Source organism: Clostridium sp. TJA038, from assembly GCF_058310255.1.
The window spans coordinates 1-14,945 of sequence record NZ_JBZEFA010000013.1 but is presented as its reverse complement, the minus strand read 5'-3'; the positions used below and the strand labels follow the sequence as shown (position 1 = coordinate 14,945).

At 33.9% G+C, this 14,945-nt stretch carries 14 protein-coding genes and 1 other annotated feature; all 14 genes read left to right on the top strand.

Translation table 11 applies throughout. The features are described from left to right. The coding region (locus AC4FQV_RS11465; protein ID WP_476580457.1) for an EF-Tu C-terminal domain-related protein at positions 1 to 85 on the top strand (85 nt) is incomplete at its 5' end. Positions 86 to 268: 183 nt separating this feature from the next. After that, positions 269 to 418, top strand: coding sequence for a 50S ribosomal protein L33 (gene rpmG / locus AC4FQV_RS11460; protein ID WP_055260249.1), 150 nt, complete (start codon positions 269 to 271; stop codon positions 416 to 418). Between the two features lie 53 nt (positions 419 to 471). Continuing rightward, positions 472 to 696, top strand: a complete 225-nt coding sequence (gene secE, locus AC4FQV_RS11455) for a preprotein translocase subunit SecE (RefSeq protein WP_491139911.1) — start codon at positions 472 to 474, stop codon at positions 694 to 696. 39 nt (positions 697 to 735) lie between these two features. Then, a complete protein-coding gene (nusG, locus tag AC4FQV_RS11450) occupies positions 736 to 1,257 on the top strand; it encodes a transcription termination/antitermination protein NusG (RefSeq protein ID WP_491139910.1) in 522 nt (173 codons plus the stop codon). A 74-nt stretch (positions 1,258 to 1,331) separates the two neighbouring features. Further along, the gene (rplK, locus tag AC4FQV_RS11445; protein WP_003452181.1) at positions 1,332 to 1,757 is read left to right on the top strand and encodes a 50S ribosomal protein L11; all 426 of its coding nucleotides are present in this window, start codon (positions 1,332 to 1,334) and stop codon (positions 1,755 to 1,757) included. A 57-nt stretch (positions 1,758 to 1,814) separates the two neighbouring features. Further along, positions 1,815 to 2,504, top strand: coding sequence for a 50S ribosomal protein L1 (rplA, locus tag AC4FQV_RS11440; protein ID WP_003452172.1), 690 nt, complete (start codon positions 1,815 to 1,817; stop codon positions 2,502 to 2,504). Positions 2,505 to 2,559: 55 nt separating this feature from the next. Beyond that, positions 2,560 to 2,689: a sequence feature (ribosomal protein L10 leader region), on the top strand. 34 nt (positions 2,690 to 2,723) lie between these two features. After that, positions 2,724 to 3,224 carry a 50S ribosomal protein L10 gene (gene rplJ, locus AC4FQV_RS11435; RefSeq protein WP_491139909.1) on the top strand — a complete coding sequence of 167 codons (501 nt, stop codon included), beginning with the start codon at positions 2,724 to 2,726 and terminating at the stop codon, positions 3,222 to 3,224. 51 nt (positions 3,225 to 3,275) lie between these two features. Further along, complete coding sequence (gene rplL, locus AC4FQV_RS11430; RefSeq protein ID WP_491139908.1) at positions 3,276 to 3,641, top strand: 50S ribosomal protein L7/L12; 366 nt, start codon at positions 3,276 to 3,278, stop codon at positions 3,639 to 3,641. A 303-nt stretch (positions 3,642 to 3,944) separates the two neighbouring features. Beyond that, positions 3,945 to 7,634, top strand: coding sequence for a DNA-directed RNA polymerase subunit beta (gene rpoB, locus AC4FQV_RS11425; RefSeq protein WP_491165558.1), 3,690 nt, complete (start codon positions 3,945 to 3,947; stop codon positions 7,632 to 7,634). A 79-nt stretch (positions 7,635 to 7,713) separates the two neighbouring features. After that, positions 7,714 to 11,250, top strand: coding sequence for a DNA-directed RNA polymerase subunit beta' (rpoC, locus tag AC4FQV_RS11420; RefSeq protein ID WP_491165557.1), 3,537 nt, complete (start codon positions 7,714 to 7,716; stop codon positions 11,248 to 11,250). 112 nt (positions 11,251 to 11,362) lie between these two features. After that, positions 11,363 to 11,602 (top strand): ribosomal L7Ae/L30e/S12e/Gadd45 family protein, encoded by a 240-nt coding sequence (locus tag AC4FQV_RS11415; RefSeq protein ID WP_491165556.1) that lies wholly within the window; start codon positions 11,363 to 11,365, stop codon positions 11,600 to 11,602. 57 nt (positions 11,603 to 11,659) lie between these two features. Beyond that, entirely contained in the window at positions 11,660 to 12,040 is a 381-nt protein-coding gene (rpsL, locus tag AC4FQV_RS11410) for a 30S ribosomal protein S12 (RefSeq protein ID WP_003452165.1), read from the top strand. A gap of 159 nt (positions 12,041 to 12,199) precedes the next feature. Further along, a complete protein-coding gene (gene rpsG / locus AC4FQV_RS11405; RefSeq protein WP_491139904.1) occupies positions 12,200 to 12,670 on the top strand; it encodes a 30S ribosomal protein S7 in 471 nt (156 codons plus the stop codon). Between the two features lie 80 nt (positions 12,671 to 12,750). Continuing rightward, positions 12,751 to 14,817, top strand: coding sequence for an elongation factor G (gene fusA / locus AC4FQV_RS11400; RefSeq protein WP_491139903.1), 2,067 nt, complete (start codon positions 12,751 to 12,753; stop codon positions 14,815 to 14,817). The last annotated feature ends 128 nt before the right edge of the window (positions 14,818 to 14,945 follow it).

The window sequence follows — 14,945 nt, the reverse complement described above, 5'->3', positions numbered from 1 at the left end:
CGCTATGGATGAAGGATTAAGATTCGCTATCAGAGAAGGTGGAAGAACTGTAGGTTCAGGAGTTGTTACTTCAATAATCGAGTAGTTTTAAGCAAAACAACATATAGTTTATCATAATAAGGACTGGGTTTAATAACCTAGTCCTTTACATAGCCAACGTTTGTTGACACTTGTGTATATTTATGATAATGTATTTTAGTAATTAACTAGCAGTGTATTGGTAGATTAGAACTACTTTTAATATACAACAAAACTGGAGGTGCTGAACGTGAGAGTAAAAGTAACTTTAGCATGTACTGAGTGCAAGCAAAGAAACTATAACACTATGAAAAATAAGAAAAACGATCCTAATAGAATAGAGATGAAAAAATACTGCAAATTCTGTAAGAGCCATACTCTTCACAGAGAAACTAAGTAGTGTTTTGGAGAGAAAATTCTAATGCATTATTATGGTGTTAAGGATGTGAATTTATGGCTGCAAAGCAAAATGTAAATGAAGAAAGCAGAGGCTTTGGTATAACAAAGTTCTTTAGAGGGGTTAAGGCTGAATTAAAAAGAATAACTTGGCCACCAAAAGAAGAAGCTAAAAAGGCCATTATTGCAGTGATAGTATTTACTGTAATATCTATTGTTTTAATAGGAGCAATGGATTTTGTATTTAAGAACCTCTTTGAGTTAGTGTTTGGACTTAAATAATATAAAGGAGGTTTGGTGATTTATTCACCGATATGATATATGAGTGATAGAGCTAGATGGTACGTAGTACACACATATTCAGGATACGAAAATAAAGTTAAAGCAAATCTTGAGAAAACTATAGAGAACAGAAACTTAGAATCTTTAATTTTAGACATTCAAGTTCCTATGGAAGAGAGTGCTGAAGAAAAAGATGGTAAGATAAAAGTTACTTTAAAGAAAAAATTCCCAGGATATGTTATAGTAAACATGGTTATGACAGATGAATCTTGGTATGTAGTAAGAAATACAAGAGGAGTAACTGGATTCGTAGGTCCAGGGTCAAAACCTGTACCACTTACCGATGAAGAGGTAGAGTCTATGGGAGTAATGAAAACTGCTATAGATATTGACTTGGAGGTAGGAGAAACTATAAACATTATTTCAGGAGCTTTAAGTGGCTTTGCTGCTATAATCCAAGAAATAAATGTTGAAAAAGGCAAAATAAAAGCCTTAGTAGATATGTTCGGTAGAGAAACTCTAGCTGAACTAGATTTTAATCAAGTAGAAAAATTAGATTAAAAATCAGACTAACGTCTCGATCAAGTGGGAGGGCGGAAGTCCGATAATTACCACAGTATAGGAGGAATAAACTCATGGCTAAGAAAGTAACAGGAATGATAAAACTTCAACTTCCTGCAGGAAAAGCAACACCAGCACCACCAGTAGGACCAGCTTTAGGTCAACATGGTGTAAACATAATGGGATTCTGTAAAGAATTCAACGCAAAGACTGCTGATAAAGCTGGCTTAATAATACCAGTTGTAATAACTGTATATCAAGACAGATCATTCAGCTTCATATTAAAAACTCCACCAGCTGCAGTTCTTATAAAGAAAGAATTAGGCTTAGAAAGTGGATCAGGTGTTCCAAATAGAACTAAAGTTGGAAACATCACTAAAGAGCAAATAAGAAAAATTGCTGAATTAAAAATGCCAGACTTAAATGCTGCAACAATCGAAACTGCAATGAGCATGATCGAAGGTACTGCTAGAAGTATGGGTGTAGTAGTAGTAGAATAATTTATTCAAATCGGTGGGAGGTAAAAACCGCTAATACCACGAAGGAGGATTATATTAATGGGAAAGAAATATATTGAAAGTTCAAAATTAATAGATAAAAATGCATTATATACTCCAGCAGAAGCTTTAGAGCTTGCTGTTAAAACTGCAAAAGCTAAATTCGATGAAACTATCGAATTACACGTAAGATTAGGTGTAGACCCAAGACATGCTGACCAACAAGTTAGAGGAGCTGTTGTTCTTCCACACGGAACTGGTAAAGATGTTAAAGTTTTAGTTTTCGCTAAAGGTGAGAAAGCTAAAGAAGCTGAAGCTGCAGGAGCAGATTTCGTTGGAGCTGACGAATTAGTACAAAAAATTCAAGGTGAAAACTGGTTTGACTATGATGTAGTTGTTGCTACTCCAGATATGATGGGTGTAGTTGGTAGATTAGGTAGAGTATTAGGACCAAAAGGTTTAATGCCAAACCCAAAATCAGGAACAGTTACATTTGATGTAGCTAATGCTATAAAAGAAATCAAAGCAGGTAAAGTTGAGTATAGAGTAGATAAGACTGCTATAGTTCACTGTCCAATAGGTAAGAAGTCTTTCGGAACTGAAAAATTAGTTGAAAACTTCAAAGCTTTAATGGATGCTTTAGTAAAAGCTAAGCCAGCTGCTGCTAAAGGACAATACTTAAAATCAGTTTCAGTTTCAGCTACTATGGGACCTGGAGCTAAAGTTAATCCAGCTAAAGTTTTAGATTAATTTTAATAAAATGCTTGACATAAGTTTTAGTATTTGTTAAAATAATTCTTGTTGAAAAAGTGAATGAAAGTTTCCGTAGACAGTAGGTGCTTTTAAAAAGCATAACGTAGAACAACCTACCGAGGGCAATTATAGTGTATATAATAGTCTTCCTATGTCTACGGGAAGACTTTTCTTATTATATAAAGCAGTTAAATAAACTGTGAGGAGGTGGACACAGTGAACAAAAACAGACAATTAAAAGAAGCTAAAGTTGCAGAAATTAAAGAGAAATTAGAAAAAGCTCAATCAGTTGTACTTGCTAGCTACCAAGGTTTAACAGTAGAACAAGATACAAACTTAAGAAAGAGCTTAAGAGAAGCAGGTGTTGAGTACAAAGTTTACAAAAACACACTAGTTACTCTAGCTGCAAAAGAATTAGGTTTTGATGGATTAGTTGAATACTTAGAAGGTCCAGTTTCAATAGCTTTCGGTTACGAAGATGCTACTGCTCCAGCTAGAATCCTTAACGATTTTGCTAAGGAAAACAAAAAGCTTGAGTTAAAAGCTGCTATAGTAGAAGGAACAGTTTACAACAAAGAGCAAACTGAACAACTTGCTGCTATACCTTCAAGAGAAGTGTTACTTGCAAAACTTCTTGGAAGTATCAAGTCACCACTATCAAACTTTGCATACTTATTAAGTGCAATAGCAGACAAGAAAGAAGAATCTGCTGAATAATTAATAAATTAAAAATAAAAATACAGGAAAGAAAATTCGGAGGTGCGAATCATGACAAAAGAGCAAATCATAGAAGCTATAAAAGAAATGAGTGTTTTAGAATTAAACGAGTTAGTTAAAGCTTGTGAAGAAGAATTCGGAGTAAGCGCTGCTGCTCCAGTTGCTGTTGTAGGCGGAGCTGCTGCAGGTGCTGCTGCAGAAGAAAAATCAGAGTTTGACGTAGTATTAACTAGTGCTGGTGCAAACAAAATAAAAGTAATCAAAGCAGTTAGAGAATTAACTGGTTTAGGATTAAAAGAAGCTAAAGAAATAGTTGACGGAGCTCCTAAAACATTAAAAGAAGCTGTAGCTAAAGAAGAAGCTGAAGAAATGAAAGCTAAATTAGCTGAAGTTGGAGCTGAAGTAGAGCTTAAGTAATTAAAGCTTAATTTAAAAATATTAAAAGAGGTACTTAGTAGTGCCTCTTTTTTTTAACTCAAGAAGATTGAATTAAAAAATAATTTAAAGTAAATTTTTTTAGAATATTGACAATGGGTATTGCCTATGATACCATAAGTAAATGTACTATTGTGTAATAGTATAAAGTGAATATGAATTTTATGTATACTACCTTTAAAAATGGGTATACTAAAAAGATGATATTGTATGTAATCCGAAAGCATAGGTCCTTAGGGAAAGTATGCTTTTGGCTATTTTAGTTTATACAAGGGGTGAAAGTTGATGGTACATCCTGTCCAAGTTGGAAAAAGAACGAGAATGAGCTTTGCAAAAGTCAAAGACGTGGCTGAAATGCCAAACCTAATTGAGATTCAATTAGATTCTTACAAATGGTTTTTAGATGCAGGACTTTATGAGGTTTTTGATGATATTAATCCTATCTCAAACTTTACTGGAAATCTTGTGCTTGAATTTGTAGGGTACACTCTAGATATGGATAACATAAAATATTCAGTTGAAGAGTGTAAAGAAAGAGACACTACTTATGCTGCACCGCTAAAAGTAGCTGTAAGACTTCAAAATAAAGAAACTGGAGAAATAAAAGAACAAGAGGTATTCATGGGAGACTTCCCATTAATGACAGAGCAAGGAACTTTTATAATTAATGGTGCCGAAAGAGTTATTGTTTCTCAGTTAGTAAGATCACCAGGAGTTTATTACAACTATAATGTAGACAAAACTGGTAAAAAACTGTTCTCAGCAACAGTAATACCTAACAGAGGTGCATGGTTAGAGTATGAAACAGATTCAAATGATGTTATCTATGTAAGAATAGATAAAACAAGAAAACTTCCTATTAGTATATTAGGAAGAGCTATGGGCTTTGGAAGCGATCAAGAACTTCTTGATTATTTTGGAGAAGAAGAAAGATTCAAAGCTACAATAGAAAAAGACAATACTAAGACTAAAGAAGAAGCATTATTAGAAATCTATAAGAGATTAAGACCAGGTGAACCACCTACAGTTGATAGTGCGATTAGTTTAATAGATTCTTTATTCTTTGATGCTAAGAGATATGATTTATCAAGAGTTGGAAGATATAAATTTAACAAAAAACTTGCAATAAGTTTAAGAATTGCAAATCAAATAGCAGCAGAAGATATAATAGATAAATTAACTGGTGAAGTTTTAGTTGCAAAAGGTGAAAAGATATCAAGAACTAAAGCAGAAGAAATTCAAAACAGAGGTATAAACTCAGTTGACGTTTTAGTTGAAGACAGAGTAATTAGAATTATAGGTAATCACTTTGTAGATATACATAAGTGTGTGGATTTTGATTTATCAGATTTAAATATCAGAGAATTAGTTCACTACCCAACACTAAGAGAAATTCTAGATAGCTATTCAGATGAAGAAACTATAAAAGAAGAAATTAAAAAGAATATAACAAGACTTATTCCAAAGCATATAATTAAAGATGATATATTTGCTACAATAAGTTATCAAATAGGATTAGCTTATAATATTGGATATGTAGATGACATAGACCATTTAGGAAATAGAAGATTAAGAAGTGTTGGAGAGCTTTTACAAAATCAATTTAGAATTGGTTTATCAAGAATGGAAAGAGTAGTTAAAGAAAGAATGACTATTCAAGACCAAGAAGCTATAACTCCACAACAGTTAATAAACATAAGACCAGTAGCAGCAGCTATAAAAGAATTCTTTGGAAGTTCACAGTTATCACAGTTCATGGATCAAACAAACCCATTATCTGAGTTAACTCATAAGAGAAGATTATCAGCTCTTGGACCAGGTGGTCTATCAAGAGAAAGAGCTGGATTCGAAGTAAGAGACGTTCACCACTCTCATTATGGTAGAATGTGTCCTATAGAAACTCCAGAAGGACCAAACATAGGTCTTATAAACTCTTTAGCTACATATGCTAAAGTTAATGAATATGGATTTATAGAAACTCCATATAGAGTTGTAGATAAAACAGAAGGAAGAGTAACAGATGAAATAAGATACTTCACAGCAGATGAAGAAGATCAATATTTAGTTGCTCAAGCTAATGAGCCTTTAGATGAAAATGGATGTTTTATTGACAAAAAGGTTACTGTTAGAGATAAAGATGAAGTTTTAGTAGTTCCAAGTAAGGATGTTGACTTAATGGACGTTTCTCCTAGACAGTTAGTATCAGTAGCTACAGCTATGATACCTTTCTTAGAGAATGATGACGCATCAAGAGCCTTAATGGGATCAAACATGCAACGTCAAGCAGTTCCTTTATTAAAACCATATGCTCCAATAGTTGGTACTGGAATAGAATACAAAGCAGCAGTAGATTCAGGGGTTCTTCCTAAAGCTAAAAATGCTGGTGAAGTTGTTTATGTAAGTGCTAATGAAGTTAGAGTTAAAAGAGAGTTAGATGGTTCAATTGATACTTACAAACTTCTTAAGTTTAAGAGAAGTAACCAAGGTACTTGTATAAACCAAAGACCAATTGTTCAAAAAGGTGATTGGGTTCTTAAAGGTGAAGTATTAGCAGATGGACCTTCAACAGATTTAGGAGAAATTGCTTTAGGTAAAAACATAAGAATGGGATTCATAACTTGGGAAGGATATAACTACGAGGATGCTATGCTTATCTCAGAAGAGTTAGTTAGAGAAGACGTATTTACATCAATCCATATAGAAGAATATGAATGTGAAGCAAGAGACACTAAATTAGGACCAGAAGAAATAACTAGAGATATTCCAAACGTAAGTGAGGATGCTTTAAAGGATATAGATGAAAGAGGAATAATCAGAATTGGTGCTGAAGTAAGATCAGGAGATATCTTAGTTGGTAAAGTAACACCAAAAGGAGAAACTGAACTTACAGCTGAAGAAAGATTATTAAGAGCTATCTTCGGAGAAAAAGCTAGAGAAGTTAGAGATACTTCTTTAAGAGTTCCTCATGGAGAAGCAGGTATTATAGTAGATGTAAAAGTGTTTACAAGAGAAAATGGAGATGATTTATCACCAGGAGTTAATGAACTTGTAAGATGTTACATTGCTCAAAAGAGAAAAATATCAGTAGGAGATAAGATGGCGGGTCGTCATGGTAATAAAGGGGTTATCTCAAGAGTATTACCAGAAGAAGATATGCCATTCTTACCAGATGGTAGACCACTTCAAATATGCTTAAATCCACTAGGGGTTCCATCTCGTATGAACATCGGTCAGGTATTAGAAGTTCACTTAGGATGGGCAGCAAGTGCTTTAGGATGGCATATTGCTACTCCAGTATTTGATGGTGCTACAGAAACAGATATAGAAGACTGCTTAGAAAAAGCAGGATATAATAGAAATGGAAAAACAGTTTTAAGAGATGGTAGAACTGGAGAAGAATTTGATAACGAAGTAACAGTTGGTATAATGTACATCTTAAAACTTGCTCACTTAGTTGATGATAAGATCCATGCTAGATCAACAGGACCTTACTCACTAGTAACTCAACAACCACTTGGTGGTAAGGCACAATTCGGAGGACAAAGATTCGGAGAGATGGAGGTTTGGGCATTAGAAGCATATGGTGCAGCTCATACTCTTCAAGAAATACTTACTGTTAAGTCAGATGATGTTGTAGGTAGAGTTAAAACTTACGAGGCGATTGTTAAGGGTGAAAATATTCCTGAACCAGGAGTGCCTGAATCATTTAAGGTTCTTATTAAAGAATTACAAGCTTTATGCTTAGACGTTAAAGTTTTAAATGATAATAATCAAGAAGTTAAGTTCAAAGAATTAGCTGAAGATGATGATGAAATTGAAGTATTAGAAGTTAACATGGAAGGTACTGAAGATTCAACAGAAGAAGCTAAGGAAGATAAAGGGGAAGCATATATCCCTGAGGAAATTGAAGAAGAAATTGACTATGATTTATTAGACTTCGCAAGTGATTTAGACATAGAAGATGATTTTAACTAGGATATAAAGTATTCCCTTACTATTATAAGTAAGGGAATACTTAAAAATTCACATTAAACTATGAAGGGAGGACACACCCTTGTTCGAATTAAATAATTTTGATGCTTTACAAATCGGGTTAGCATCTCCAGAACAAATTAGAGAGTGGTCTAGAGGAGAAGTAAAGAAACCTGAAACTATTAACTATAGAACTTTAAAACCTGAGAGAGACGGATTATTCTGTGAAAGAATATTCGGACCTATAAAGGACTGGGAATGTCACTGTGGAAAATACAAAAGAGTTAGATATAAAGGTATTGTATGTGACAGATGTGGTGTTGAAGTAACTAAATCTAAGGTTAGAAGAGAGAGAATGGCTCATATTGAATTAGCTGCGCCTGTATCTCACATTTGGTACTTTAAGGGAATACCTTCAAGAATGGGATTAATTCTTGATATGTCACCAAGAGCTTTAGAAAAAGTTTTATATTTTGCATCATATATAGTTATAGATCCAAAAGAAACTTCACTTTTAAAGAAACAACTTCTTAATGAAAAAGAATATAGAGAAGCTTGTGATAAATATGGTGAAGAAAGCTTTGTAGCTGGAATGGGTGCAGAAGCTATAAAAACATTATTATCAGAAATAGACTTAGAAAGAACTGCAGCTGAGCTTAAAGAAGAATTAAAGCAAAGCACAGGTCAAAAGAAAGTTAGAATAATAAGAAGATTAGAAGTTGTAGAATCATTTAAATCATCAGGAAATAAACCAGAATGGATGGTTGTAGATGTAATACCAGTTATACCACCAGATTTAAGACCGATGGTTCAATTAGATGGAGGTAGATTTGCTACTTCAGACTTAAATGATTTATACAGAAGAGTTATAAATAGAAATAATAGACTTAAAAAGTTATTAGACCTTGGAGCACCTGACATAATAGTTAGAAATGAAAAAAGAATGCTTCAAGAGGCTGTAGATGCTTTAATAGACAATGGTAGAAGAGGAAGACCTGTAACTGGTCCTGGAAATAGACCTCTTAAATCCTTATCAGATATGCTTAAAGGTAAGCAAGGAAGATTTAGACAAAACTTACTTGGTAAGAGAGTTGACTATTCAGGAAGATCAGTTATAGTTGTTGGTCCTGAGTTAAAGATGTATCAATGTGGTCTTCCAAAAGAAATGGCCTTAGAATTATTTAAGCCTTTTGTTATGAAGAAATTAGTTGAAGACGGAGTTGCTCATAACATAAAGAGTGCTAAGAGAATGGTTGAAAGAGTAATGCCACAAGTATGGGATGTACTTGAAGAAGTTATAGCAGACCATCCAGTATTACTAAACAGAGCACCTACTCTACATAGATTAGGTATTCAAGCTTTCCAACCAGTTTTAGTTGAGGGTAGAGCTATAAAGCTTCATCCACTTGTATGTACAGCATATAATGCTGACTTTGATGGAGACCAAATGGCTGTTCATGTACCTTTATCAGTTGAAGCTCAAGCAGAAGCTAGATTTTTAATGCTTGCAGCAGGTAATATAATGAAACCTTCTGATGGTAGACCAGTTTGTGTACCTACTCAGGATATGGTTCTTGGTTCATATTATTTAACAATGGATAAAGATGGAGCTAAAGGAGAAGGAAAATATTTCTCTTCATTTGATGAAGTAATAATGGCTTATCAATTAAAAGAAGTTGATATTCATGCTAAAATCAATGTTAAAGTTACTAAAGAAGTAAACGGAGAAATTAAGTCAGGAATAATCAAAACAACTCCAGGATTTATAATCTTTAATGAATGCATACCTCAAGATTTAGGTTTTGTAAATAGAGAAAATCCTGAAGAAATGTTTAATTTAGAAATAAATTTCTTAATAACTAAAAAGTCATTAGGAAAAATAATCGATAAGTGTTATTTAAAGCATGGTCCAACTAAGACTTCAATAATGCTTGATAATATAAAAGCAACAGGATATCATTATTCATCAATAGGTGCTGTTACAGTTGCTGCTTCAGATATGATAGTTCCTAAAAAGAAATATGATTTATTAAGAGAAGCTGATGAAACAGTAGATAAGATTGAAAAGATGTATAGAAGAGGTCTTATCTCAGAAGATGAAAGATATGAAAGAGTTATAGAAAAATGGACTGAAACTACTGAAGAAGTTGCAGATACATTAATGAATAGTTTGGATAAATTTAACCCAATATTCATGATGGCAGATTCAGGAGCCAGAGGTTCTAAATCACAGATTAAACAGTTAGCTGGTATGAGAGGACTTATGGCAAGTCCATCAGGTAAGATTATCGAGTTACCAATCAGAGCATCATTTAGAGAAGGTCTAGATGTATTAGAGTACTTCATTTCTACTCATGGAGCTAGAAAAGGTAACGCAGATACAGCTCTTAAAACTGCTGACTCAGGTTACTTAACAAGAAGACTTGTTGATGTAAGCCAAGATGTTATAGTAAGAGAACACGACTGTGGAACTCAAAATGGTATTTATGTTGAAGAAATAAAAGAAGGTTCAGAAGTTGTTGAACAATTATCTGAAAGATTAACAGGAAGATATACTGCAGAAGATGTTTTCCATCCAGAAACTGGAGAGCTTTTAGCTAAAAATGATACTTATATGGATCCTGTATTAGCTGAAAAAATAGCTGATAGTGGAGTTAAAAAAGTAAAAATAAGATCAGTATTCACATGTGATTCTAAGGTTGGAGTATGTACTAAGTGTTATGGTATGAACATGGCAACATCATATAAGATTAATATTGGTGAAGCTGTTGGTATCGTAGCTGCTCAGTCAATCGGAGAACCAGGAACACAGCTTACAATGAGAACATTCCATACAGGTGGAGTTGCTGGAGCAGATATAACTCAAGGTCTTCCAAGGGTTGAAGAGTTATTTGAAGCAAGAAAACCAAAAGGATTAGCAATTGTAAGTGAAGTTGCAGGTACTGTAAGAATAGAAGAAACTAAGAAGAAGAGAACAGTTTATGTTGTTACTGATTCAGGAGAAGAATATAGTTATGATATACCATTTGGTTCAAGATTAAAAGTTAAGGATGGCATGGCTATAGGAGCTGGAGATGAAATAACAGAAGGTTCAGTTAACCCACATGATATTATGAACATTAAGGGTGTAGATGGTGCAAGAGAGTACTTACTTTCAGAGGTTCAAAAAGTTTACAGACTTCAAGGGGTTGATATAAATGATAAACACTTAGAAGTTGTAGTTAGACAGATGACTAGAAAGATAAAAGTAACTGAGCAAGGTGATACTAATTTATTACCAGGTGTAATGATTGATATGTTTGATTTCAGAGCTGAAAATGAAAGAGTTGAAAGCTTTGGAGGAGAAAAAGCTCAAGGAGATATAGTTCTTCTTGGTATTACTAAGGCAGCTCTTGCTACAGATAGTTTCTTATCAGCAGCATCATTCCAAGAAACAACAAGAGTTCTTACTGATGCAGCAATTAAAGGAAAAATTGATCCTCTTGTTGGATTAAAAGAAAATGTAATAATTGGTAAGTTAATTCCAGCAGGTACAGGTATGATGAAATATAGATCATTAAAATTAAATACTGAAAATAGTAATCAAGAAGCTGAAACAATAATTGAGATTGAAGAATAAGATTAATTTTGTTGACAGTAGTATTCTTAGATGATAAAATACAGTTTGTGTGATTAGCAAAGTACTAAGGGATTAACTTGTCTACATGGTTATTTACAATGGAGGTAATCTTATGGTAGACAGACTTTTAGGAAAAAAGGTTATTGGCATAAAACAATCCACAAAAGCTATAAAAAAAGGTGAAGGAAAAATTTTATATGTTGCAGAAAATTCTAATGATAAAATAGTTTCACCATTAATAAAATTAGCAAAAGAATGTGGAGTTGAAATAAAACATGTTAAGAACATGAAAATTCTAGGAGAAATGTGCGGCATAGATGTAAAATCAGCAGTAGCATTAATCTTAGATTAGAGTGTTAACATCTAAAATTTATATAGATAGTTAAATAATTTATCAGGAGGTGAAAGTATGCCAACTATAAGCCAATTAGTAAGAAAAGGCAGAAAAACAGTAGCATCAAAATCAACTGCACCAGCTCTTAAAGAGTGTCCACAAAAAAGAGGAGTTTGTACTGTAGTTAAAACAACTACTCCTAAGAAACCTAACTCAGCGTTAAGAAAAATCGCCAGAGTAAGATTAACTAATGGATACGAAGTAACAGCTTACATTCCTGGTGTAGGCCACAACTTACAAGAGCATAGTGTTGTTCTTATAAGAGGTGGAAGAGTTAAAGACCTTCCTGGTGTTAGATACCACATAGTAAGAGGAGCTTTAGACTCAGCTGGAGTAGCTAACAGAATGCAAGGAAGATCAAAGTACGGTGCTAAGAAACCAAAGCAAAAGAAATAATTATTGCTTAAACTTAGTTTAAGTGCTGTGTCTTCAAGTTTAGATAGATAACTGATTGAAGTTTAAATATAGATTATGAAGCAAGCACTTTACGACAATCGATTAAGTTGTGTCGAGTACCGATGAACTTAAACAAAAATTGTTAAGGAGGGAAGAAAAGTGCCAAGAAAAGGACATATTGCAAAAAGAGATGTATTACCAGATCCAGTGTACAATTCAAAAGTTGTTACTAAGTTAATAAATAACGTAATGGAAGATGGTAAAAAAGGAGTAGCACAAAAAATATGCTACGATGCTTTCCAAATAATCAATGAAAAAACTGGCAGAGATGCTATGGAAGTTTTTGAGGAAGCAATGAACAACATAATGCCTTTATTAGAGGTTAAAGCTAGAAGAATAGGTGGTGCTAACTACCAAGTTCCAATAGAAGTAAGACCTGAAAGAAGACAGACTTTAGGATTAAGATGGCTTCTTGTAGCTTCAAGAAAAAGAGGCGAGAAGTACATGAGAGAAAGATTAGCTGGAGAATTAATAGATGCAGCTAACAATACTGGAGCAGCTGTTAAGAAGAGAGAAGATACTCACAAAATGGCTGAAGCTAATAAAGCATTTGCTCATTACAGATATTAATAAAATGGAACTGTTTTGGCTAAGAGCCAAAACAGTTTTGTTGAATTTAAAAACACTATACGTTGAGAGGAGGAGTCACAATGGCTAGACAATATCCGTTAGAAAAATTCCGTAACTTCGGAATAATGGCACACATAGATGCTGGTAAAACAACTACTACTGAGCGTATTCTTTTCTATACAGGAAGAAACCACAAAATAGGGGAAACTCATGATGGAGCTTCAACTATGGACTGGATGGCTCAAGAGCAAGAAAGAGGTATAACAATAACTTCTGCTGCTACAACTTGTTTCTGGAAAGGTTATGAATTAAACATAATCGATACTCCAGGACACGTAGACTTCACAGTTGAGGTTGAAAGATCATTAAGAGTTCTTGATGGAGCTGTTACTGTTCTTGATGCTAAGAGTGGAGTTGAACCACAAACTGAAACTGTTTGGAGACAGGCAGACAAGTACGGCGTTCCAAGAATGATTTATGTAAACAAAATGGATGCTACAGGAGCTGACTACTACAACTGTATAAACACAGTTAGAGAAAGATTACAAGCTAATGCTGTTGCAATTCAAATTCCAATAGGTCAAGAAGATGAATTCCAAGGAATGGTTGATTTATTAACTAACCAAGCAATAATCTTCAAAGATGACTTAGGAAAAGAAATAGAAGTAGGTGAAGTTCCAGCTGAATTAGCTGATAAAGCAGAAGAATACAGAGCTGCTATGATTGAAGCTATAGCTGAAACTGATGAAGAGTTAATGATGAAATACTTAGAAGGTGAAGAGTTAACTCTTGAAGAATTAAAAGTTGCTTTAAGAAAAGCTACTATAAATAATGAAATAATCCCAGTTATATGTGGATCATCATATAAAAATAAAGGTGTTCAACAAATGATTGATGGTGTTGTTGATTACTTACCATCACCATTAGATATACCTGCAGTTAGAGGAACTAACTTAGATGGTGAAGAAGAAGTTAGAGAAGCTTCAGACGACGCTCCAATGTCAGCTTTAGCATTCAAAATAGCTACTGACCCATTCGTAGGAAGATTAGCTTTCACAAGAGTTTACTCAGGAATACTAGAAAGTGGTTCATATGTATTAAACTCAACTAAAGGTAAAAAAGAAAGAATCGGAAGACTTGTTAAGATGCATGCTAACTCAAGAGAGGAAGTTGAATCATTAGAAGCAGCTGAATTAGGAGCTGTAATAGGTCTTAAGAACACAACTACTGGAGATACTTTATGTACAGAAGCAGCTCCAATAATATTAGAAAAGATGGAATTCCCAGAGCCAGTTATATCTATAGCTATAGAGCCAAAAACAAAAGCTGGTCAAGAAAAAATGGGTATAGCTTTATCAAAGCTTGCTGAAGAAGATCCAACTTTCAAAACTTGGACTGATCAAGAAACAGGTCAAACTATCATAGCTGGTATGGGTGAGCTTCACTTAGATATCATCGTTGATAGATTACAAAGAGAATTTAAAGTTGAGTGTAACGTAGGTGCTCCTCAAGTTGCTTACAAAGAAACTATCAAAAAGGCTGTTGAAGCAGAAGCTAAATTTGCTAGACAATCTGGTGGTAGAGGACAATACGGTCACTGTAAGATAGAAATGATACCAACTGAAGGTGAGTATGAATTCGAAAATGCTATCGTTGGAGGAGCTATTCCAAGAGAATATATTCCAGCTGTAGATAACGGAATCAGAGAAGCTGCAGAAAGTGGTATAATAGCTGGATACCCAGTTATAAACTTCAAAATCAGATTATTCGATGGATCATACCATGATGTTGACTCATCTGAAATGGCATTCAAAATAGCTGGATCTATGGCATTCAAAAACGCTATGGCTAAAGCTGATGCTGTATTACTTGAGCCTATAATGAAAGTTGAAATAACTGTACCAGAAGAGTACATGGGAGACGTTATAGGAGATGTTAACTCAAGAAGAGGTAGAATGGAAGGAATGGACTCAAGAAATGGTGCACAAATCATAAGAGCATTCATACCACTATCAGAAATGTTTGGATATGCAACTGCATTAAGATCAAGAACTCAGGGTAGAGGAACTTATGCAATGGAATTCGATCATTACGATGACGTTCCTAAGAGCATCCAAGAAGAAGTTGCAGGAAAGAAAAATAAATAATTAAAGAAGCTTTTAAAGCTTCTTTAATATAATAATATTTTATAAAATTAAAGGAGGAATTTGCAATGTCAAAAGCAAAATTTGAAAGAAGCAAACCACACGTTAACATTGGAACAATCGGTCACGTA